A 22,274-nucleotide genomic window follows, 5' to 3' on the forward strand; every position below is an offset into this window, starting at 1 on the left:
ATATTTCTCATTAATTTTCTGCTATTTTTAAACAATTAGGAAATCTCTTTTTCATTCCACAACCTGAACATTGTTTTCTACAATCAGGTGTTAAAGCTCCCTCTCTAGCTTTTTCATTCTCTCTAACTAAGAAGCACTTATCTACTCCAATATCTACCATATCCCAAGGTAATTCTTGATCTAACTCTCTAGCTCCAAGATAAGTTTTTTCCTCTATTCCTAAATCTTGAGCTGCCCCTATCCAGATATCATAGTTATCTCTATAATCATCTAGTTTAGCTCCCATTTCAAAGGCTCTTTGAATTAAATCTCCTGTTCTTTCATCTCCTCTTGATAATAATCCTTCAAGATAAGATTTTTTACTATCATGTATTCTAAGAGTGCAATGTTTTGACCCTTTAAATAGATCTCTTAAAATCTTATGTTTTCTCTTCATCTCTTCCATATCCATTTGCTCTGCCCATTGGAAAGGAGTATGAGGTTTTGGAACAAAGTTTGATACACTTACTGTTACATTTATTCTTTTACTAATAGGTAAGCATCTTTTTAATACTTTTGTTGCTAAATCATAGATTGCTGCTACATCTTCATCAGTTTCATATGGTAATCCTATCATAAAATAGAATTTTAAGTTTTCCCATTTTCCTCTTATTGCAGCTTCAGCAGTATCTAAAACATCTGCTTCCTCTACACCTTTATTTATTATATCTCTCAATCTTTGAGATCCTGCTTCTGGGGCAAAAGTAAATCCTGTTCTCTTTCCTCCACTTATATCATCAGCAACTTGGACTGAATAAGGGTTCATTCTCAATGATGGTAGAGAAATTCCTAGGTTTTTATTTTCATATTTACTTTTTAGTTTTTTTATAAGCTCATCTATTCTACTATAATCACTACTACTCAATGAAGATAGAGAGATTTCTGAATATCCAGTATTTCTTATCATTTTCTCTATTAATTCACAGTTTCTAGTTAAACTTCTCTCTCTAGCTGGTCTATATACTATACCTGCTTGACAGAATCTACATCCTCTAGTACATCCTCTTTGAATTTCAACAGATGCTCTATCATGTACAATATTTATGTATGGTACTAATTGATTATCATAAAACTCTGTTTTCTCTAAATCTTCAACTATAGCTCTTCTTATTTTTTTCTTTCCTTTGTGAAGTGCTGGAATATATACTCCATCAAGATCTTCTATTAATTGTAATTTTTCCATCTTTGTTTTATCAGAGTTTGCAACCATTCTCTTTGCAATCTCTACCATTACATCTTCTCCATCTCCTATAACGATGAAGTCTAAGAATTTCTCCATAGGTTTTGGGTTCATCATACAAGTTCCCCCTGCCATAATTAATGGATACTCTTCTCCTCTTTTTTCTCTCTCTAATGGTATTCCTGCTAAATCAAGAGCATTTAATACATTTGGATAGCACATCTCATAAGATAGTGAAAATCCTACCATATCAAACTCTTTTAATGGAGTTTTACTCTCTAATGAAAACATAGGAATATTGTTTTCTCTCATTATATTTTCCATATCTTCCATTGGAGCAAACCCTCTCTCTAAAGAGAATCCTTCTACTCTATTCATTAAGCTATATAGAATTCTTATCCCTAGATTTGACATTCCTACTTCATAAATATCTGGAAAAAATAGACACATTCTAGTTTTAAATTCATCTTTATGGATACTATTTATCTCATTTCCTAAATATTGTGCTGGTTTCTCTACTTTTAATAAGTATTTATCTAAATTTACTCTCATCTTTTCCTCTCTTTTTTATAAAATTTATACTTTATTTTAACATTTTTAAAATGTTTTACCTACTTTTTTATTTATCATCTAATTTTTGAAACTCTTGCATCTTTAGCTCTTTACTTTTAATATGATGCTCTCTACATAAAATAGCTAGTTTATAATTTGTATCTTTCAATTTATTAAATCCATCTTCACTATGATTTTCAAGCTCTCTATCTCCTAAAAGAACTTTTTTCATTCTCTTGATTAAAGAGGGATTTTTCTTTCCACAATCATGTAATAGTGCAAGTTTCAAAAAGATTTTATCATCTTTTAAAATCTCATTTTTCAATAAAAAATTATACAATCTAAATGAGTGAATTTTATCATATCTAGACATAGAATTAAATATTTCAAACTCCTCATTAGATAATATAGTTTTTACAATATCATTATTTTTTTCATTGTATCTTCCAAAAATATATAATAATCCCTGTTTTATTCTACTTATTATCATATCTCTCTCACAATAATATTCTTATATATCTTCTTTAATTTTTTTATATTACTTCCATTTTTTCCTATAAATTCCCCTTTGCTCCCTTTCTTTACATAGAAAATATATAGGTTTTTATCTAATGTTCTCTCTGCCTCTAAAATATTTTCAACTTCCACTTCACACTTTTCTAAAATCAGATTTTTTAACTCCTCTTTCAGATATATCTTTTCTAAAGTCAGATATTTCCCCATAAGAGCCTCTTTTTTCCCTGTTAAAATATATCCTGACATTATTCTAACTTGTTTTGGCATAAATGAATTTCCTACAAATCTCAACTTCCCATTTTCATAGGTAATTTTTACCTCTCTAATATGCTCTTTTAGCTCTAGCCCTTTTTTATCAGTAAACTCACTTACATCATATGTTCCACTTAGTTCACTACATAGTTTTTCTATCTCTTCTTCTGAATTTTTTATTAATTTTTTAGGATAGCTATAGATATATTCTCTCTTTTCTATCATTTCTGGGAATACAAGATTTGGAAATGTCTTTTTTACCATTGTAACTTTTAGATCCCCAGTTGATAGTTGATTAAAACTATTTTTTAAATTTTCCATATCTCCATTAAAATTACTACTAACATAAAGTATATTTTCATTTGCACTAACTTTAGCATCTGTTCTTCCAGCTTGCTGAATACCCTTTGCCCATGAAAATCCTACTTTTTCCATAATCTCTCTGAAAATACCCTTTACACTTTTCTTCCCTGCCATCTCATCAAAAGAGTGAAATTTCTGTCCATTATATGAGATATAAAACATATACCCCCATTTACTTGTTTTTTCTATAGCTCTTATATCCAATTTTATCCTCCATAATTTTCAATTCTTTTAATTATACCATATATGTATAAGAAAAAAAAGATTAGCTATAAAAAGAAAAACGGTTAAAGTTTTGTAAAATACAAAGCTAAAACCGTTTATTTTAATTAACCTTTTATTATTTTTACAAGTCTACTTGTTCCTAATCTATCTGCTCCAAGTTCAACAAATTTTTCTGCATCTTCAAAAGAGCTTATTCCTCCAGCAGGTTTTATTTTAACATCTTTACCTACATATTTTTTCATAAGAGCTACATCTTCAAATTTAGCTCCTGAAGTTGAGAATCCAGTTGATGTTTTTATAAATTCTGCTCCTGATTCAGTAACAATTTCACACATTTTTATTTTTTCTTCCTCAGTTAAAAGACAAGTTTCAATTATTACTTTTAATATCTTTCCATTACAAGCTTTGTGAATTGCTTTTATCTCTTGAAGAATATCATCATATTTTTTATCTTTTAGATCTCCAATATTGATAACCATATCTATCTCATCAGCACCATTTTTTACAGCATCTTCAGTTTCAAAAACTTTTACAGCTGTTGTACTATATCCATTTGGAAACCCTATTACTGTACAGATAGGAAGTTTATCTCCAACATATTCCTTAGCTCTTTTTACAAAAGATGCTGGAATACATGCTGATGCTACATCATAAGTCATTGAATCATCTAAAATCTCTTTTATTTGCTCCCAAGTTGCAGTTTGAGCTAATAAAGTATGATCAACCATCTTTAGTATTGCTTTTTTATCCATTTTATTCTCCTCTAAATTTTAAATTAATTTTTCTAATATAGATGTTCCAATAGTATTTTCTGGCATCTCAACTTCAAAATTATCTGCTATAGTAGCTCCAATAACTGCAAATGTGTCAGCAGTCTCTAATTTACCAGACTCTTTCATTGAAGGTGAATAAGCTAAAAATGGAACTCTCTCTCTTGTATGATCTGTTCCTGTATAGGTAGGGTCATTTCCATGATCTGCTGTTATTATTAACAGATCATCCTCTTTTAATTTTCCAAGTAAAACTCCCAAGTTCAGATCAAATTTTTCCAATTCCTCTGCATACCCTTTAGGATTTCTTCTATGCCCCCATAGAGCATCAAAGTCAACAAGATTTACAAAACATAATCCTTTAAAATCTCTATCTGCTATCTCTATAGTTTGTTCCATTCCATGAACAGAACTTTTTGATTTATTTGATTCTGTTATTCCCTCACCATCGAAAATATCATTTATTTTTCCTACTGAAATAACATCAAAATTACTATCTTTAAGTACATTTAAAGTTGTTCTTCCATAAGGTTTTAGAGCATAATCATGACGATTGCTTGTTCTCTTAAACTCACCTTTTTTTCTACCAACATATGGTCTTGCTATTACTCTTCCAACTTTCCATTCATCTCTCATTGTAAGCTCTCTAGCAATTTCACAATACTTGTAAAGAGTTTCAAGTCCCATTGTCTCTTCATTTCCACAAATTTGAAGTACAGAGTCTGCACTTGTATATACTATTACATCTCCAGTTGCAATCTCATGTTCTCCATACTCATCTAATATTTCAGTACCACTGGCTGATTTGTTTCCTACTATTTTGTGTCCGAATCTTTTTTCTAGCTCATCTATTAACTCTTTTGGAAAACCTGTTTCTGTAAATGTTTGAAAAGGTTTATCTATGTTAAGCCCCATCATTTCCCAATGCCCTGTCATTGTGTCTTTTCCTACACTTGTTTCTTTTAACTCTCCATAGTAACCTAAAGGTTTAGCAACTGGCTCTATATTTTTTAATTTACATAGATTTGCTATCCCTAATTTTTGTAAATTTGGAATATTTAATCTATCTACTGATTCAGCTATATGTCCAAGAGTATTTACCCCTATATCTCCATATTTTTCAGCATCGTCCATAGCCCCTATTCCCAATGAATCTATAACAACTGTAAAAATTCTCTTATATCTTTTCACTGAATTTCCTCCAATCTAATTAACAAAAAGTTTCTAATGCCACTTTCATCATATTAACAAAAGCTGTTTGTCTCTCCTCTGCTGTTGTTACCTCTTTAGTTACAAAAGAATCTGATATTGTTAAAAGGCAAGCTGCTTTTTTTCCTAAAACTCTTGCATTGTGGAAAAGAGCAAAACTTTCCATCTCTACACAAGAAACTCCTTTTTCTTCACAAAGAGTTTTATAATAATTAGGTTCTCCCTCTCTATAGAAAACATCACTTGAATGGATTCTACTAACATGTAGAGGAATTTCTAATCTCTTTGCAGCATCTTTTATCTTTTCATTTAACTCTTCACTTGGTAATATAATATCCTTATCATAACCATTTTGAGTGTGTGCATAAGATGATTCACTCCATGCACTATCAGCTAATACTACATCATAAACTTTTAGATCTCCTGAATAAGCTCCTGCTGATCCTACACGAATTATATTTTCAACTCCATAAACTGAGTATAGTTCATAAGAGTAGATTCCTATTGATGGCATTCCCATTCCTGATGCCATAACTGTTATCTCTTTACCTTTATACTCTCCAGTAAAAGCTAACATATTTCTAACAGAGTTTACTTGTTTTACATTTGTTAAAAAAGTTTCTGCTATAAACTTTGCTCTTAATGGATCTCCTGGCATAAGTACATTTTTTGCTATTTCTCCTAATTTTGCTTGATTATGTGGTGTCATATTACTTCCTCCTTATAAACTATCACTTGTAAAAGACATAGGCATAAGCTCTTCAATATTTGTTACAACAACTTCATCTTTTGTTCCTAACACTATTGGAGTATCTCTTTTTAAAAGTTCTACTAATACTTGTCTACATGCTCCACATGGAGTTATCAAAGTATTTCCCTTTCCTACTATAGCTATTGCCTCTATATCATCTTGACGATATCCATTTGAATATGCTTGAAATATGGCATTTCTCTCTGCACAATTTGTAAGCCCATATGAAGCATTTTCAACATTTGCACCTATAAAATAATTTCCATCTTTTGTTTTTACACAAGCTCCTACAAAGAAATTTGAGTAAGGAGCATAAGCATTTTCCATTGCTTTATAAGCTCTCGATAAGATATCATTATATTTTACCATATTTCCTCCTAGAATAACATAATTAATCCAACTATCATAGCACTTAGAACACTTACAGTAAATCCACCAATCATAGCTCTAAATACTAATTTAGAAAGAACTCCTCTTTTTTCTGGGCAAAGTGCTGAAATTCCTGCTATACAGATTCCCATACTCGAGAAGTTTGCAAATCCTGCAAGTGATATTGATAGAATAAGTCCTGTTCTTTCACTTAATTGTGATAAAACTGTTCCTAATTTTTGGAAGGCAATAAACTCATTCATTACAAGCTTACTTCCTAATAATTCTCCAGCAAGTCTCATATCTTCTCCAGTTAATCCCATTAAGAATCCTATTGGAGAGAAGATATATGCGAATATTTTTTCAAGAGTTAAGTTAAAGTTTCCAAGAACTCCATTAATAAGAGCAACTATACTTATTACAGCTATTAGAGAAGCTCCTATTGCTAAAGCTGAAGCTAATCCATTTTGAGCTCCCTCTGTAATCGCATCTATTAAGTTCTCATTTTTTCCTTTATTATCCATTCTAACATCAGAAATTTTTTGAGTCTCTTCTAATTCTGGAAGAATAATTTTTGAAATTGCAATACTTCCCATTGGTACTAATGCACTAGCTATTAGTAAGCTTTCCATAGGAATTCCCAATGCTACATATCCTCCAATAATTGTAGCTGACATACTTCCCATTCCTGATATTAAAACTACCATTATTTCACTTTCAGTCATAAAGTTAAGATATTTAGCAATAAGTATAGGACTTTCAGTTTGTCCTAAAAACATATTAGCCACAGCAACAAAGCTTTCTACTTGAGTAGTTCCCAATAATTTTCCTACTCCCTTTCCTATTATCTTAACAACCCAACCTAAAATTCCTAAGTAATATAATGCCGCAACTAAAGATGATAAAAATATTATGTTACACAAAACTGAAATTGCAAAAATAAATCCTGTTGCATTTCCAGGATTTGCAAGTGATCCAAACACAAATCCTATTCCATCTTGCCCATAGTTTAATACCATTGTAACTACATCTGACACTTTAGATACAACTGCTCTACCTAAAGGAAATTTAACTAAAAGAAAGGCAATAACAAATTGAGCCACTAACGCTTTTAAAATAACCTCTTTTTTTATTGACTTTCTAGCACTTGAATAAAGGTAAAGAGCTACAAGTACTAAAACTATTCCTAATATATTAACTATTATTCTCATTCCACTCTCCTATTTCTTTTCTTCACTATCAGCTTTAATTAGATTTCTAATAGCCTCTATTGTTACTCTTATAGCAGCATCTGTATCATGAACAACTGGATTTTCTAATCCTAATTTTTCTCTCTCTTGATTTGCTACTACTAAAAATGCAGATCCAACACGAACTCTTAAATGGCTTCCTACTACAAATAAAGCAGCAGATTCCATTTCAGAAGCTTTACATCCTAAACGTTTCCAAGCTTCCCATTTATTTAATAACTCATAACTAACTGGTTTAGTTTCTGGTGAATGTTGTCCATAGAAAGAATCTTTACATTGAACTACTCCCACATGATAATCTTTTCCAGATGCTTTAGCAGCTTTAACAAAAGCATTTACTACATCTAAATCAGCTACTGCTGGAAACTCTATAGGTGCATACTCTCTACTTGTACCTTCCATTCTTATAGCTCCAGTTGCTACAACTATATCTCCACCCATTATTTCTGGTTGCATTCCTCCACAAGTACCTACACGTAAAAATGTATCTGCTCCAGATTTTACTAACTCTTCCAAAGCGATTGCTGCAGAAGGTCCTCCTATACCAGTTGAAGTAACACTTACTTTTACTCCATCTAAATATCCAGTATATGTAATATACTCTCTTGAATCAGCTACTAACTCTGCATTATCAAAATATTTTGCTATTTTAGCACAACGTTTTGGATCTCCAGGTAATATAACATACTTTCCAACTTCTCCATGTCTTATTCCTATGTGATATTGAACTCCATCTTCTGCGTATTTCATAAATTATACCTCCAGATTTTTGTCTAACTTGTCTAATTAATTGTCTATAATTTATATTATCATCTTTAACCTAATACTGTCAATATTTTTCTTACTCTTTTACCAATAATTTTGCTCTTAAAATGTACAAAATTTTCTACTTTTGTAAAAGATTATATCCCTCTTATTTTCAGAAAAAATATATTTTTTAAGATAATAGTTGTCTAAATTTTTATAAAATTATGTGGTTTTTATATGATTAATTTTAGTTTTATATATGTTAATTCTGATCATATCATCTTTTATTTATACTTTACTTGACAAATTTTGTTTAGTTTTATATTGACAAATTTTTCAAAAAGTGATAGTATGAAAATATAATAAAAAGAAAAAAAATGTAATTTTGTACTCATTATAAAAATCTTTGATTAGTGGAACAATAAGGAGGCAGGAATATGTTATTTAAGACAACAGAACAACATGAAGCTTTACGTGCAAAAGTGAGAGAATTTGCAGAAACAGAAGTAAAACCTATAGCTTTTATGCTTGATCAACAAAATGAATTCCCTACAGAGGCTATTAAAAAGTTTGGTGAAATGGGAATGATGGGACTACCTTATCCAAAAGAATATGGTGGAGCTGGGCTTGATACTTTAAGTTATGCTATTGCTGTTGAAGAACTTTCAAGAGTTGATGGAGGAACTGGAGTTATTCTTTCTGCCCATGTATCTCTTGGATCATATCCTATTTATGCTTTTGGTACTGAAGAACAAAAACAAAAATATCTTGTTCCTCTAGCTAAAGGAGAAAAACTTGGTGCTTTTGGATTAACAGAACCAAATGCTGGTAGTGATGCTGGTGGTACTGAAACAACTGCTGTTTTAGAAGGAGATCATTATATCCTTAATGGTGGAAAAATATTTATAACTAATGCTGACAAAGCTGATACATATGTAATTTTTGCTGTAACTACTCCTGATATTGGAACAAGAGGAATAAGTGCTTTTATAGTTGAAAAAGGTTGGGAAGGATTTACATTTGGTACTCACTATGACAAAATGGGTATTCGTTCTTCTTCAACTGCTGAATTAGTATTTAATAATGTTAAAGTTCCTAAAGAAAATCTACTTGGAAAAGAAGGACAAGGATTTAAAATAGCTATGGCTACTCTTGATGGAGGTAGAATAGGTATTGCTGCCCAAGCTTTAGGAATTGCTCAAGGTGCTTTTGAAAATGCTCTTGAATATGCAAAAGAAAGAGAACAATTTGGAATGCCTATTGCTCATCAACAAGTTATATCTTTCAAATTAGCTGATATGGCTACAAAATTAAGATGTGCCAGATTCTTAGTTTATAGCTCTGCTGAATTAAAAGATCAACATGAACCATTTGGAATGGAATCTGCAATGGCAAAACAATATACATCTGATATCTGTCTAGAAGTTGTTAATGATGCACTTCAAATATTTGGAGGAAATGGATACCTTAAAGGTATGGAAGTTGAACGTGCTTATCGTGATGCTAAAATCTGTACTATCTATGAAGGAACTAACGAAATTCAAAGAATAGTTATTGCATCTCACTTAATTGGAAAGATGCCTAAAGCTAACTCTTCAGGACCTAAAAAACCTTCAGCTAAGGGACATGCAACAGGTTTACGTAAAAATATAATGTTTAAAGATGGAGATATGAAAGATAAAGTTAATGCTCTTGTAGAAGCTTTAAAAGCCGATGGATATGACTTTACAGTTGGTATCCCATTAGATACTCCTATTGCTATGGCTGATCGTATAGTTAGTGCTGGAATGGGAATTGGTGAAAAGGAAAATATGAAACTTATTGAAGATTTAGCTGTTCAAGCTGGAGCTGCTATTGGATCTTCTAGACCAGTAGCTGAAACACTAAAATATGTTCCTCTTAACCGTTATGTTGGTATGTCTGGACAAAAATTCAATGGAAACCTTTATATAGCTTGCGGTATCTCTGGAGCTGGACAACATTTAAAAGGAATTAAAGATGCAACTACTATTGTAGCTATTAATACAAACCCTAATGCAGCAATCTTTAAAAATGCAGATTATGGAATTGTTGGGGACTTAAAAGAAGTTCTTCCTCTTTTAACTGCTGCTTTAGATAATGGAGAGCCTAAAAAAGATGCTCCTCCTATGAAAAAAATGAAAAGAAATATCCCTAAAAAACCTGCACCTAGTTATCCTCTTCATGTATGTAATGGTTGTGGATATGTTTATGACCCTGCTATTGGAGATGAAGAAAATGGTGTAGAACCAGGTACTCTATTTAATAAATTACCTGAAGATTGGATCTGTCCTCTATGTGGAGAAGAAAAAGATCAATTTATAGAAGCTTAAATTTTTTTCATAGTTTTGTAAATTAAGGAGGAATTATTCATGTATAATGTTAGAAAAGTGACTGAAGATTTATATTGGATAGGAGGAGATGATCACCGTCTTCATCTATTTGAAAATATACACCCAATCCCTCGTGGAGTTTCATACAACTCATACTTACTTTTAGATAAGAAAACTGTTCTTTTTGATACTGTTGATTGGTCTATAGGACGTCAATTTTTAGAAAACTTAGAACATGTTTTAGATGGCAGACCTCTTGACTATATGGTTATTAATCATATGGAGCCTGACCATGCTGCTATGATAGAAGAAGTTATGCTACGTTATCCAAAAGTTAAAGTTATTAGTAGTGAAAAAGCATTCTACTTTATGAATCAATTTGGATTCCATATTGACAGCTCTAAAACTGAAATTGTAAAAGAAGGAGATAAAAAATCTTTCGGAAAACATGAGATACTATTTGTTGCTGCTCCTATGGTACACTGGCCAGAAGCTATGGTAAGTTTTGATACTACTAACGGAGTGTTATTTAGTGCTGATGCTTTCGGTTCATTTGGAGCATTAGATGGAAAACTATTTAATGATGAAGTTAATTTTGATCGTGATTGGATAGATGATGCTAGACGTTACTACACAAATATAGTTGGAAAATATGGACCTCATGTTCAAGCTCTGCTTAAAAAAGCTGCTGGTATAGATATTAAAATTGTTTGTCCTCTACATGGTCCAGTATGGCGTAATAACCTTGGATACTTCATTGATAAATATGATAAATGGAGTAGATATGAGCCTGAAGAAAAAGGAGTTATGATTGTATATGCTTCAATGTATGGAAATACTGAAAATGCAGCATCAGTTTTAGCTTCTAAATTAGTTGAAAAAGGAATGAATAATGTTGTAATGTATGATGTTTCTAAAACTCATATATCTCAACTTATCTCTGAAACATTCAAGTATAGTAATGTGGTATTAGCTTCTGTTACTTACAACTTAGGAATTTATCCATTGATGCACAACTATCTAATGGATATGAAAGCTCTTAATGTTCAAAATAGAACTTTTGCTATCCTTGAAAATGGTTCTTGGGCTTGTGAGTCTGGAAGATTAATGCGTGAATTTTTAGAAAATATGAGAAATATGACTGTTCTTGATGAAAAAGTAACTCTTACTTCTTCAATGACAGCTGAGCAAATTGGAGAGATGGATACTTTAGTTGACAGTATTATCAACTCTATGAAATAGGTCTTAATAGCAATCCTGTTATATAAATAAAAGGAGCTGTTGTAAATCAACATTGTGTTGGTTTGCACAGCTCTTTTTATTGTTAAAATTATATTTTTCTATTTATCTCTATATGTGAATGCTCTATTGGCAGATAATGCTTATTATGAACCTCTGGATACTTATTTTTACTGTATAAACTTTCAGTTACTAAATAACATTTATTGCTCTCTGATATCTTATATTTTATAGCTGAAAAGTTGCCAGATTCAGAGTAAATCAGTTTTAAATTTGAGTGTCTAGCCTCTTCGTAGATCTCTTTTTCTAAATATTTAAGTAACTCCTCTGAATTATTTAAGTCTATCTCTCTCTCTTTTATTGTCTCTACTGGTAAAATTGAAAGTGTATATGCCTTAGCCACTCCCTTAGATTTATACCATCTATCAGCAAAAATAATAACTGGAGTCTTTCTTTCTAAAACTTTATTAGTGTAATCTGTTGAAGGCTCTATTCTAAATTGAAACTCCACTTCATCAATAATATCATTTAAAGAATCATACACAGGATGTCCAAATGTTTCTAGCCCTTTCTCCCATTTAACACCATCACTTATTATAAAGTTTCCCTTTCCTTGAATATTTTTTATAATCCCATCCTCTCTTAAAAGAGTAAGTGCCTGTCTTAAAGTCATTCTACTCACTCCCATAAGCTTTGCTAATTCTGGTTCTGCTGGCAATCTATCTTCAAACTCTCCATCTTTTATTTTTTCATATATACTATCATAGACTCCCACATATCTTAATTTTTTCTTCTTTTTCTCTAATTCTTTATTCGCTTTTTCTTCCATCTAATTTTTCCCCCATTTCTTCATATTTATAACCCCATCTATAAATAAAATTTATACTATTTTTTAGACAAATGCAAGTTTTTTTATTTTTCTATCTCTCTTTGTCTATTTTTTTGTTTATTTTTTATAATTTCTATTTTTGTTCCATCTATTGAATTTTCATAGTATAATATAGATATATTATTTAAAAAATTTAACGATTAGGTGAGTATTATGACTGCTGAAAAAAAAGTTCCAGCTATAGAAAAAGCTGATAAAATATTCAAATATCTATATTATAAAGATTCTGCAACTCAAAGTGAAATCTCAAAAGAGTTAAATATCCCTAAAGCTACTACAAATAGATTATTAGCTGTTCTTACTGAGCTAAAATATTTAAGTTTTGAAAATAAAAAGTATAAACTTGGAGAGATATTTTACTTTTTTTCAACAAAACATGAAAGATATACTTTAATAAAAAATATATCCTATCCTTATCTTGAAGAGCTTTCTTTAAAATTTAAGGAAACTTTTAAAATAAGTGTTTTGGATGAAGATAAAATAAGAAGTATTGCTAAAGTTGAAAGTAGTGATTTTATAAAAATCTCTGTATCTGAAAATGCTATTTTTCCATTACATGCAGGTGCTGCAAGTAAGCTTTTAATCTGTCAATTAAGTGAAAATAGGTTGAATAAGCTTTTAGACACTACCCTTCCTCGTTACACAGAAAACACTATTACAGATAGAGAGGAGTTAAAAAAAGAGCTTTTAAAGATTAATATAAATAAGTTATCCTTTGATAATATGGAGCATTCAAAAAATATTAAAGCTGTTGCTGTTCCTATCTTAGATAAAAAAAATAGGATTATAGCTGCTGTTAGTTGTCCTTGTTTTCCAGATTCTTTGCCAGATGAAAGAGCAACTAAAATTGTAAAAGAGATGAGAAAAGCTTGTGATGAAATTTCTAAAAGATTAGATTACTTTAATAAATAACAATTACTTAATTATAATTTATTCTAATATCAGCTAAAATGGAATTTGGAGAAGAATATTAGAGAGAGTTACGAAATCTGACACTAAAAATTCTGACGTGTTTGAGACGAAGTCGAGTTTCAGAATTTTAGTCAGATGAGTATTACTCTCTCTTTATTCTACGACATGAAATTTAGCTGATATTTAAAATATAAGTTTTGATAACTTAACTTGACTAATAATTACTAAATACAAAGGTACTTTGTCAAAACCTAGCGATGTGCTAGAAAACTTAGCTTAACTAGATAAATTATAAATAACTTTAACTTAAAACTAATAAAAGTGATACATTTATAAAACTTAGTATTATTGAAAGAGATACTACATTTATTGCCAATTCCATATCTCCATCTGTTACGAAAACAAAAGTTAAGATATTATTTCCAACAGGAGAAAATGCCCCTAATAGCATTATCTTTCTTCCCATCTCATCAATAGGAAGAAACTTTCCTATTATAAATGTAGCTATCAATATTCCTATAACTTTAATTGCTACAATTATTAAACTTAACTTCAACTTTTTAAATTTTGGAGTAAAATAAGCTCCCAATGCTATCATAATAAGTGTCCCTGTCATCTCTGCTATCTCTTGCATTGTAATCTCTATTCCTTTTGGGAGTTTTAATCCTGTAATATTCAATACAAATCCAATTATCAATGCAATTATAAGAGGAGATTTTAAAAGTTTCTTTACTTTATCCATTGCTGTATCCTCTTTAGATGAAACAAAAATTGAATAGACAACAGTTGTAACTATAACTAAATTCCCTGCATCAAATAAAGATAATAGATACAAATTTTTCTCTCCAAAAAATACTATAAAAAATGGCAGAATAAAAGTCATATTCATTATCAATGTAGCTCCACGAAATACTTTTCTTTCATCGTCATTTAACTTTATTAGCTTTGATAAAAAAAGTCCTGTTGGAATCATAATAGCATGTATACACAGTGCAGATATTGGATATAACAGCAATTCTCTTTCTAACTTCATTCCACTTACTGAAAGTATAATTACTGCTGGACTTAAAAGATAGAACACAAGCTTTAACAGTACTGATGCTTCTTCCTTCTTTAAAATATTCATAACTTTTAAAATATAACCTATTGTAAAAAATAAAAATATTGGCAATAGTTTTTCTAATATTATCTCTAACATTTTTCCTCCAAATTTTAATAAAAACTTTCATTTTTATTATACAGTTTCTTTTATAAATTTCAATATTTATCCTATTATATTTTTCCATATAAGAAATTATTTTTTTATATATTTTCAGATAAACTTTTTATTCCTAAGGCTTTGTATCTATATTTAAAGAATTATAGTTTCTTTTTATTTTCATATATGGAAATTATTTTATGAATTTCTTATTGAAGTTTTTGTTTTTTTTGGGTATATTTAAAATATAGAATAAAATTAAATTATTGAGTTTACATATGATATAAAAATTAGGAGGTTTATTATGTTAAAGAAAAGTGAAATCTTAAATAAAATAACTGAAATTGGAATAGTTGCAGTTGTTAGAAGTGAAACTATTGCTGAAGGAATCAGAATTTCTAAAGCTTGTGTTGAAGGTGGAATCCCTGCAATTGAAGTTACATATACAGTTCCAGGAGCTACAGAAGTTATTAAAGCTCTTAAAGAAGAATTTACTCCAGATCAATTAGTAATCGGAGCTGGAACAGTATTAGATGCTGCTACTGCAAGAATCGCTATTCTAGCTGGAGCTGAATTTATCGTTTCTCCTGCTTTTGATGAAGAAACTGCTAAATTATGTAACTTATACCAAGTACCATATATGCCTGGATGTATGACTATCACTGAAATGACTAAAGCTATGCAATATGGATCAGATATCATCAAATTATTCCCTGGAAGTGCTTTCGGACCTTCATTTGTTAAAGCTGTTAAAGCTCCTCTTCCTCAAGCTAACATCATGCCTACAGGTGGAGTAAGCTTAGATAACATCGAAGAATGGTTCAAAAATGGTGTTGTAGCTGTTGGTGCTGGAGGAAAACTTGCTTCTGGTTCAACTGAAGATATCATTGCTACTGCAAAAGCTTTTGTTTCAAAAATCAGAGAAATAAAAAATAAATAATTAAAGGATGGCCTACAATGGAAAAAATATTTGATTTTAAAAATAGAGAATTTGGATTAGCTTGTAGTGGAGAACTTTTATTAAGACTTTCTCCTGTAAATAGTGAACTACTTGTTCAAGGAACTCTTTTAGAAAAAAATATCGGTGGTGCAGAATTTAACGTAGCAACTGGAGTTTCTTCTCTTGGAGTAAAAAGTACTCTTATCACTAAACTACCAGAAAATGAACTTGGAAGATATGCAAAAAGAGTTATAAACTCTAATGGAGTAGATAGCAGCTTTATAGTTGATGACAACTCACTTTACAAACGTTTAGCTATATACTTCTATGAATATGGAGCATCTCCTAGAAAACCAAATGTTACTTATGATAGACATGATTCATCTTTCCAATTCTTAGAAGCTGATGAATTAGATAAATCAATTTATGATAAATGTGAAATCTTCCACACAAGTGGAATCAGTCTTGGACTTTGTGAAAAATCTAAACAACTTACTAAAGATTTAATTAAAAACTTCAAAGAAAAAGGTGGATTAATCTCTTTTGACGTAAACTTTAGAAGAAATCTTTGGGGAGATGAGCAAAATGCTAGAGTTGAAATAGAAAAAATACTTCCTTCTATAGATATTCTATTTGCATCTGAAGAAACATTTAGAAAGATGTTTAAAGAAACTGGAGATCTTAAAGAGATCATGAGAAACTTTGCTGAAAAGCATGATCTTGCTTTAATAGCTTCTACTCAAAGAACTGTAAACTCTCCTAAATCTCACAACTTCACATCTATTATCTACAATAGAAAAGAGGATAAATTCTACTTCGAAAAACCATATGAAAATATAGAAATCGTAGATAGAATTGGAAGTGGAGATGCTTATGTTGCAGGAGTTCTTTATGGAATTTTAAAATATAACGACACTGAAAAAGCATTAAAATATGGAAATGCTTGTGGAGCTGTAAAAAATACTATCGTTGGAGATAATAACTGTGCTGGAGCTAACCTTATTGAAGGAATCATAGCTGATCATGAATTTGGAAGCACAAGTGAAATGAATAGATAATTTGCCCACTTATCTTTAATAAAGTTAATATAAACAAAAAAACTCAGATTAATTCTGAGTTTTTTTGTTATAGTTAGATTTATTTATTTTTTTCAAAATACTCTTTTCCTTTGAAATAGAAAACTAATGAAAATACTATTATTATCATTCCTGCTACTGTATTAAATGTTGGTACTTCATCTGGAAGCATTATCCAGCTTAAAATAGCTCCTAAAATTGGATTGATTAATCTACACATATTTACTTCTGAAACCTTTGTATTCTTATCTTGAAGAGCTATAAACCAGAAACTAAATGCAAATACTGAAACAAAAACTAAAGTTCCTAAACTTAAATAAAATCCTATAGGTTTTCCTATAAATTGTTTATATCCTTCTATTGCAACTCCTGTTACATATAGTAAAAATCCCCCAAAGAACATTTGAACAGCATTTAAAAATACAGGATCAATATTTGCTTTGTACTCTGCTACTTTAATTGCTGAATACCCTTGGAAAATTATATTCATAAACAGAAGACCTATACCAATAAGCCCAATTCCATTGATAGAGTATCCCCCACTTTTTACTCCTATTATCATTAATAATCCAACTAAACTTATTAAGATACTAATCACTTTATGCTTATTTAATTTATCATTTTTTGTCATAATATGGCTTAAAATAATATTTACAAAAGGAGTTGTCCCCATTATTATAGATGAAATAGCTCCATCAACTAAGTTTACCCCTATATAAAATGCTGCATACCCTAAAAAGATATTTACTAAAGTCAATAGTGTAAATAGCTTGCTATTTTTTCTTACCTCTTCCCACATGCCTTTATGCCAAGTATATACCAAAAGTATTATCCCTACTGATGTAAATCTCAATCCAGCAAAGTTCATCGGTGTCATATCATAACTCAAACCTGTTTTAATTACAGGGTTTACTATTGCCCATAAAATTGATGCAAGTATTGCATAAAGCAAACCTTTTTTCTTAAACATTTTTTTATTCCCCCTTTAATTTTTATACATTTTTATATTTTAACCTAATTATCAGAATATGGCAACTTTAAAAATCTTTTTGTAGTTCCATATATGAAAAAAGCATAGTCAAACGACTATGCTTTCTACTATATTTATATATAAAACATCTTGGGGAAAGATTTATTTATGTATTTATAATAATCTTTTCTTGTGTCAAAAATGTTACAATTTTTTTTAATTATTATATTAATAATCAAATTGTCTGTAATATCTTCTGATATCTAAGCTATGTTTTGTATTATCTTCAAAATGGAAAGCCATACGATCAACTAACACAGTAGATGCAATTGTTGGTGCAATTATCCAACGATATTTTTCATCAATACCTTTTAATTCAAAGTCTTGTGTATCAATTACTGTTAATTTATCTGTATAATTTCTTAAGAATTTCTCTGCTCTTTCATCTAACACACGAGTTTTTCCAGCACCTTTTACTAAGAATACACAAACATCTTTTTCTACAATCTCAAGAGTTCCATGGAAAAATTCAGCACTTGTTACTGACTTAGTTCTAATCCATTGCATCTCTTCTAATAGACACATTGAGAATAGGTAAGTTTCTCCCCAAACTTCTCCTCCACCTACCCAAATCATATATGGTTCATTGTAGTATTTTTTACCTGCTTCTTTTGCAATTGGATCAAATTTATATTTTGCTTCTAATAGATTTTCTGGTAGTGTCATTAATTGATCTGCAAATTCATCATAATCATCAAAATCTCCATTGTTTTTCATCAATCTAAAGAATAACCAGAATAATAACATGTATTCATATTCTACTCCATTTTCATGTCTCATAGGAATTGTATAATCAGAGTTTTTAGCTAGTGGAGATTCTGGATTTTTAGTACAACAAATAACTCTTATTCCATTTTCTTTACAATGTTTTGCTATTGCTACTGTTTCTTTTGTATCTCCAGATTTTGATAGTGTAATTACTATTGAATCTTTTGATAATGATTTATGCCCTCTATTTAATAATTCAGCTGCTTGCTCTACAAATACAGGCTTTTCAGTTACTTGTTTTGCCATTTCTCCCATAGCTAACATTGGAGCTAAACTTCCACCTACAGCTGTAAAAAATATATTTTTATATCCTTGTTTTGATACTTCATCTGCTACTTTTTCAGCTATTGGACGAGCCTCTCTTATTAGATCAGCACTTGTTCTATATTCCTTTTCATTAAATTTTAACATTTCAGCATATTTTGACATTTTCTTCCTCCTTAAATTTATTTTATATTTTTAAATTTTACTTTTTAAAACTTTATCAAAATCATCAAAAATTCTAATACCTAAATTTATTCCTTTAAAAGTAGCTATTTTATAACTCATTAATTGAATTGGAACAACCAATAACAATAATACTAAGTGTTCATCAATTTTTTCTTCTAAAGAAATATTTATATCCCCATTATTTAGCCCAATTAAAATTGACTTTTTAATATAAGAGTCCATATACTCTCTTAAATTTTTCATCCTATTTTTTAATTTCCCATCGTTTTCTAAATAAAATATAATATGATTTTTATTAGCTTCTAAATATGGTCCATGCATATAAGCTTCTAATTCAAATCCTTGTGATGGACATCTAACAGTCTCAGTAAATTTTGTCTCAAACTCTTTTGCTACTCCTAAAGCTCCACCATATCCTATTGCAACAAATCTATCTGTTGCTTTTAAAATCTCTTTATTTTCTTCAAAATAATCTTCACTTATTTCAATTACTTTTGGAATATAGTTAATTATTTTTTCTAACTCTTTTAAATAACTCTCAAACTTTTCTTTAGAAATATTTTTTCTACTTTCACCCAAAAATATTCCCAACAAGAAAATATTTAATAATGTTGCAGAAAATCCCTTAGTTACAAACCCAACTTTCTCTATTCCAAAGTTTAAATTTAAAATCAAATCTGAATATTCTATAACTGGACTTTCATTATCTGAAGTTATAGTTAAAGTTTTTATTTTAGAATTTTCCTTTATATATTTTAAGGCTTCTATTGTAGAACTGCTTTTTCCACTTTGGGTTATAGCAATTACCAAGTCTAAATCACTATCTATTTTTTCATAGTTATAAAAGTTAAAAGGCTCTTTTATATCTATAAAACAATCTAAAATATCTTCTAAAAAATATTTTGTTGTCTGAGCTGCATTCATAGATGAACCAGTAGCTAAGATTAAAACTCTCTTTATAGCTTTTGTTCCTAATTCATCTATAACTTTAGAATTGCTTTCCCTAAATTCTTTCAATATTTTTAGTAATACTTCTTTTTCTTCATAAATATTAGATAGCATTGTTTCCATAGCTTACCTCTCTAATTTAAATTAGAATATTCCAATAAGAGAACCGATGATTCCTACTATTGCCATTCCTAGTAATATCATTAATGGTTTTACTTTTTTACCAAGAAGATAATAAACAGCTCCAAAGGCTCCTAGTTGTAATATACCTGGCATAATATCATTCAATATTCCTTGAACTTCAATTTTATTTTCTCCACTAACAAAACTTAATGGTGTGCTAATGTCTATCATTCTAGCAGCCATAGCCCCTATAACTACTAATCCTAAAATCGAAGCTCCAAATGTTAACTTTTCCATAGTTCCATTTTTTTGTAATTTACTTAAGAACTCTATTCCCAATTTATATCCTAATTTTACAAGTAAAAATCTTATTATTATGTGTGGTACATTAAAGATAAATAAGAATAATATTGGCCCTAAAGCATTTCCTTGTAATGATAAAGATGTTCCTATTCCTGTTGCAATTAATCTTAAAGTTCCCCAGAAAAATGAATCTCCTATTCCTGAAAGTGGTCCCATCAATGCTGTTTTAATATTATTTATAGAGTTTTCATCAAAATCTTCAACTTCAGAATTTTCTTTCTCCATTGCAGCAGAAATTCCTAACATTAAAGTTACTATATGAGGTGTCATATTGAAAAACTCCAAGTGTCTTTTTAAGGCTCTTTTAAGTCCCTCTTTATTATCTTTATATAGTTTTTCTAAAACTGGAATAATAGCATAAATATATCCCAAATTCATCTGTCTTTCATAGTTCCAAGAAAACTCCATTTGGAACGATCTCCAAAATACTCTTGTTAATTCTTTATCTATATTTTTTTCAGAATTAGAAGTCTTCATCTTCTTCCACCTCACTTTCTTCTACTGCCTTTGCTCCACGTAATTGAACTCCATCTTTTAAATTAACAACTATTACAGCTAATATACCTCCAAAAATTGCTATTCCTGTTAGTGGAACTCCAGTATATACAGCTATTGCAAACCCTAAGAAGAAATATGGAGCAACTGTTTTATTTAATAGAAGTCTTGCTAACATTGCAAATCCTAATGCTGGTATTATTCCTGTTGCTACAGCTAATCCTCTTTGCACAAATTCAGGAATAGAATTTAATATAGTTGAAATTACATTACTTCCTAGTAAATATGAGAAGAAAACTATTAGTGCTAACATTAATGAAAGTCCAAATCCTGATATTAACTGCATTCTTTCAATACCTCTACAATTTCCTTCCTCTGCATAAGCATCTGCCTTGTGAGCTAACATAGGAATTATTATTCCTAGATAAACATTTTTTAAAATTAGAGTAAAAGTTGCTATAGGTAAAGCCAATAGTAAAACTGTTTCCACTCCTGATTTAGAAGCTATTGCAAAGGCTACCCCTAAAATACCTCCTGTTACAACATCTGGTGGAATTGCTCCTCCTACTGAAAACGATCCTATAAAAGCAAGTTCTAAAGTAGCTCCCATTATTACCCCAGCTTTTATATCTCCCATTACTATTCCTGTAAATAGCCCTGTTACAATAGGTCTTGAAATTAAACTTGTTCCTAAAGCAAATTCACTTTGTGCTATAAAAGCTATCATTCCCAAAAGAAATGCTTGTAACATTTTTCTCCCTCCTTTTCTATTTTATGTTTTTTATAAATAAATCTTATTATCTCCTGGTAGTTGTCTAATTTCAACCTCTACTCCTTGTGATTCTAACTCTTTTATCATCTTTTCTTCTTCTTCTAAAAGATTTATAGTTTTTGAAATATTTCTACTTCCCTCTCTTGGTTTTATTCCACCTAGATTAACTTGTTTTATTTGTTTTACATTTGAAACTATTTTATAAGCATCTTCTACTGATTCAACAACTATAAATAACTTATACTTATCAGTTACTCCTGAATTCAAAGCTTCTATTGCTGCTTTGATATCTTTAATAACTAATTTTACTCCCTGTGGTTTTGCTAATTTCATTGTTGTCTTTCTTAGCTCATCTCCTGCTACTGCATCATTTGCTATTAGTATACAATCAGCTCCTAATGTTTGTGTCCATGAAAAAGCAACTTGTCCATGTAATAATCTGTGATCTACTCTTAATAAAAGTATCATTTTTTCCTCCTAAAACGTTTTTTATTTAA

General features: G+C 29.9%; 22 protein-coding genes. 5 read left to right on the forward strand and 17 right to left on the reverse strand.

Going from position 1 to position 22,274, the window contains the following annotated elements:
• Positions 1-10: 10 nt before the first annotated feature.
• From I6E31_01855 to udp, 9 genes are all read right to left on the reverse strand, one after another.
• On the reverse strand, positions 11-1,771 hold the full coding sequence (locus I6E31_01855; protein ID MCF2638711.1) for a TIGR03960 family B12-binding radical SAM protein: 1,761 nt from the start codon (positions 1,769-1,771) through the stop codon (positions 11-13).
• Positions 1,772-1,838: 67 nt separating this feature from the next.
• The gene (locus I6E31_01860) at positions 1,839-2,261 is read right to left on the reverse strand and encodes an HD domain-containing protein (protein ID MCF2638712.1); all 423 of its coding nucleotides are present in this window, start codon (positions 2,259-2,261) and stop codon (positions 1,839-1,841) included.
• Positions 2,258-3,106 (reverse strand): pseudouridylate synthase, encoded by an 849-nt coding sequence (locus I6E31_01865; protein ID MCF2638713.1) that lies wholly within the window; start codon positions 3,104-3,106, stop codon positions 2,258-2,260. The genes I6E31_01860 and I6E31_01865 overlap by 4 nt, the downstream gene beginning before the upstream one ends.
• Before the next feature lie 125 nt (positions 3,107-3,231).
• A complete protein-coding gene (deoC, locus tag I6E31_01870) occupies positions 3,232-3,879 on the reverse strand; it encodes a deoxyribose-phosphate aldolase (GenBank protein MCF2638714.1) in 648 nt (215 codons plus the stop codon).
• Positions 3,880-3,897: 18 nt separating this feature from the next.
• Positions 3,898-5,088: a phosphopentomutase gene (locus I6E31_01875; GenBank protein ID MCF2638715.1), complete on the reverse strand. Its 1,191-nt coding sequence runs from the start codon at positions 5,086-5,088 to the stop codon at positions 3,898-3,900.
• A 19-nt stretch (positions 5,089-5,107) separates the two neighbouring features.
• Positions 5,108-5,815, reverse strand: coding sequence for a purine-nucleoside phosphorylase (deoD, locus tag I6E31_01880; protein MCF2638716.1), 708 nt, complete (start codon positions 5,813-5,815; stop codon positions 5,108-5,110).
• A 12-nt stretch (positions 5,816-5,827) separates the two neighbouring features.
• On the reverse strand, positions 5,828-6,226 hold the full coding sequence (gene cdd / locus I6E31_01885; protein MCF2638717.1) for a cytidine deaminase: 399 nt from the start codon (positions 6,224-6,226) through the stop codon (positions 5,828-5,830).
• Positions 6,227-6,234: 8 nt separating this feature from the next.
• Positions 6,235-7,437: a NupC/NupG family nucleoside CNT transporter gene (locus I6E31_01890; protein MCF2638718.1), complete on the reverse strand. Its 1,203-nt coding sequence runs from the start codon at positions 7,435-7,437 to the stop codon at positions 6,235-6,237.
• A 9-nt stretch (positions 7,438-7,446) separates the two neighbouring features.
• Positions 7,447-8,226 (reverse strand): uridine phosphorylase, encoded by a 780-nt coding sequence (gene udp / locus I6E31_01895; GenBank protein MCF2638719.1) that lies wholly within the window; start codon positions 8,224-8,226, stop codon positions 7,447-7,449.
• A gap of 434 nt (positions 8,227-8,660) precedes the next feature.
• On the opposite strand from udp, the gene I6E31_01900 reads away from it, so the two are divergent.
• Together I6E31_01900 and I6E31_01905 are read left to right on the forward strand one after the other, a co-directional pair.
• Positions 8,661-10,574: an acyl-CoA dehydrogenase family protein gene (locus I6E31_01900; GenBank protein ID MCF2638720.1), complete on the forward strand. Its 1,914-nt coding sequence runs from the start codon at positions 8,661-8,663 to the stop codon at positions 10,572-10,574.
• 39 nt (positions 10,575-10,613) lie between these two features.
• Positions 10,614-11,816: an FprA family A-type flavoprotein gene (locus I6E31_01905; protein MCF2638721.1), complete on the forward strand. Its 1,203-nt coding sequence runs from the start codon at positions 10,614-10,616 to the stop codon at positions 11,814-11,816.
• Between the two features lie 88 nt (positions 11,817-11,904).
• Here the strand turns inward: I6E31_01905 and I6E31_01910 are convergent, their stop codons facing one another.
• Positions 11,905-12,642, reverse strand: coding sequence for a GntR family transcriptional regulator (locus I6E31_01910; protein MCF2638722.1), 738 nt, complete (start codon positions 12,640-12,642; stop codon positions 11,905-11,907).
• Between the two features lie 213 nt (positions 12,643-12,855).
• Between I6E31_01910 and I6E31_01915 the strand changes: the two genes are divergently transcribed.
• Positions 12,856-13,614 carry an IclR family transcriptional regulator gene (locus tag I6E31_01915; GenBank protein MCF2638723.1) on the forward strand — a complete coding sequence of 253 codons (759 nt, stop codon included), beginning with the start codon at positions 12,856-12,858 and terminating at the stop codon, positions 13,612-13,614.
• Between the two features lie 301 nt (positions 13,615-13,915).
• On the opposite strand, the gene I6E31_01920 is transcribed toward I6E31_01915, so the two are convergent.
• The gene (locus I6E31_01920) at positions 13,916-14,812 is read right to left on the reverse strand and encodes an AEC family transporter (protein ID MCF2638724.1); all 897 of its coding nucleotides are present in this window, start codon (positions 14,810-14,812) and stop codon (positions 13,916-13,918) included.
• Between the two features lie 304 nt (positions 14,813-15,116).
• On the opposite strand from I6E31_01920, the gene I6E31_01925 reads away from it, so the two are divergent.
• Together I6E31_01925 and I6E31_01930 are read left to right on the forward strand one after the other, a co-directional pair.
• On the forward strand, positions 15,117-15,752 hold the full coding sequence (locus tag I6E31_01925; protein ID MCF2638725.1) for a bifunctional 2-keto-4-hydroxyglutarate aldolase/2-keto-3-deoxy-6-phosphogluconate aldolase: 636 nt from the start codon (positions 15,117-15,119) through the stop codon (positions 15,750-15,752).
• A gap of 17 nt (positions 15,753-15,769) precedes the next feature.
• Complete coding sequence (locus I6E31_01930) at positions 15,770-16,810, forward strand: sugar kinase (GenBank protein MCF2638726.1); 1,041 nt, start codon at positions 15,770-15,772, stop codon at positions 16,808-16,810.
• A gap of 79 nt (positions 16,811-16,889) precedes the next feature.
• Here the strand turns inward: I6E31_01930 and I6E31_01935 are convergent, their stop codons facing one another.
• From I6E31_01935 to I6E31_01960, 6 genes are all read right to left on the reverse strand, one after another.
• Positions 16,890-17,798 (reverse strand): DMT family transporter, encoded by a 909-nt coding sequence (locus tag I6E31_01935; GenBank protein MCF2638727.1) that lies wholly within the window; start codon positions 17,796-17,798, stop codon positions 16,890-16,892.
• A gap of 228 nt (positions 17,799-18,026) precedes the next feature.
• Positions 18,027-19,037, reverse strand: a complete 1,011-nt coding sequence (locus I6E31_01940; GenBank protein ID MCF2638728.1) for an SIS domain-containing protein — start codon at positions 19,035-19,037, stop codon at positions 18,027-18,029.
• A gap of 48 nt (positions 19,038-19,085) precedes the next feature.
• On the reverse strand, positions 19,086-20,147 hold the full coding sequence (locus tag I6E31_01945; protein MCF2638729.1) for an SIS domain-containing protein: 1,062 nt from the start codon (positions 20,145-20,147) through the stop codon (positions 19,086-19,088).
• Between the two features lie 21 nt (positions 20,148-20,168).
• Positions 20,169-20,987: a PTS system mannose/fructose/sorbose family transporter subunit IID gene (locus I6E31_01950; protein ID MCF2638730.1), complete on the reverse strand. Its 819-nt coding sequence runs from the start codon at positions 20,985-20,987 to the stop codon at positions 20,169-20,171.
• Positions 20,974-21,756 carry a PTS mannose/fructose/sorbose/N-acetylgalactosamine transporter subunit IIC gene (locus tag I6E31_01955; GenBank protein MCF2638731.1) on the reverse strand — a complete coding sequence of 261 codons (783 nt, stop codon included), beginning with the start codon at positions 21,754-21,756 and terminating at the stop codon, positions 20,974-20,976. Before I6E31_01955 ends, I6E31_01950 begins: the two co-directional genes overlap by 14 nt.
• Positions 21,757-21,786: 30 nt before the next feature.
• Complete coding sequence (locus I6E31_01960; GenBank protein MCF2638732.1) at positions 21,787-22,245, reverse strand: PTS sugar transporter subunit IIB; 459 nt, start codon at positions 22,243-22,245, stop codon at positions 21,787-21,789.
• Positions 22,246-22,274 lie beyond the last annotated feature (29 nt).

The organism is Fusobacterium varium, assembly GCA_021531615.1.
In the GTDB taxonomy this organism is placed as follows: Bacteria; Fusobacteriota; Fusobacteriia; order Fusobacteriales; family Fusobacteriaceae; genus Fusobacterium_A; species Fusobacterium_A varium_C.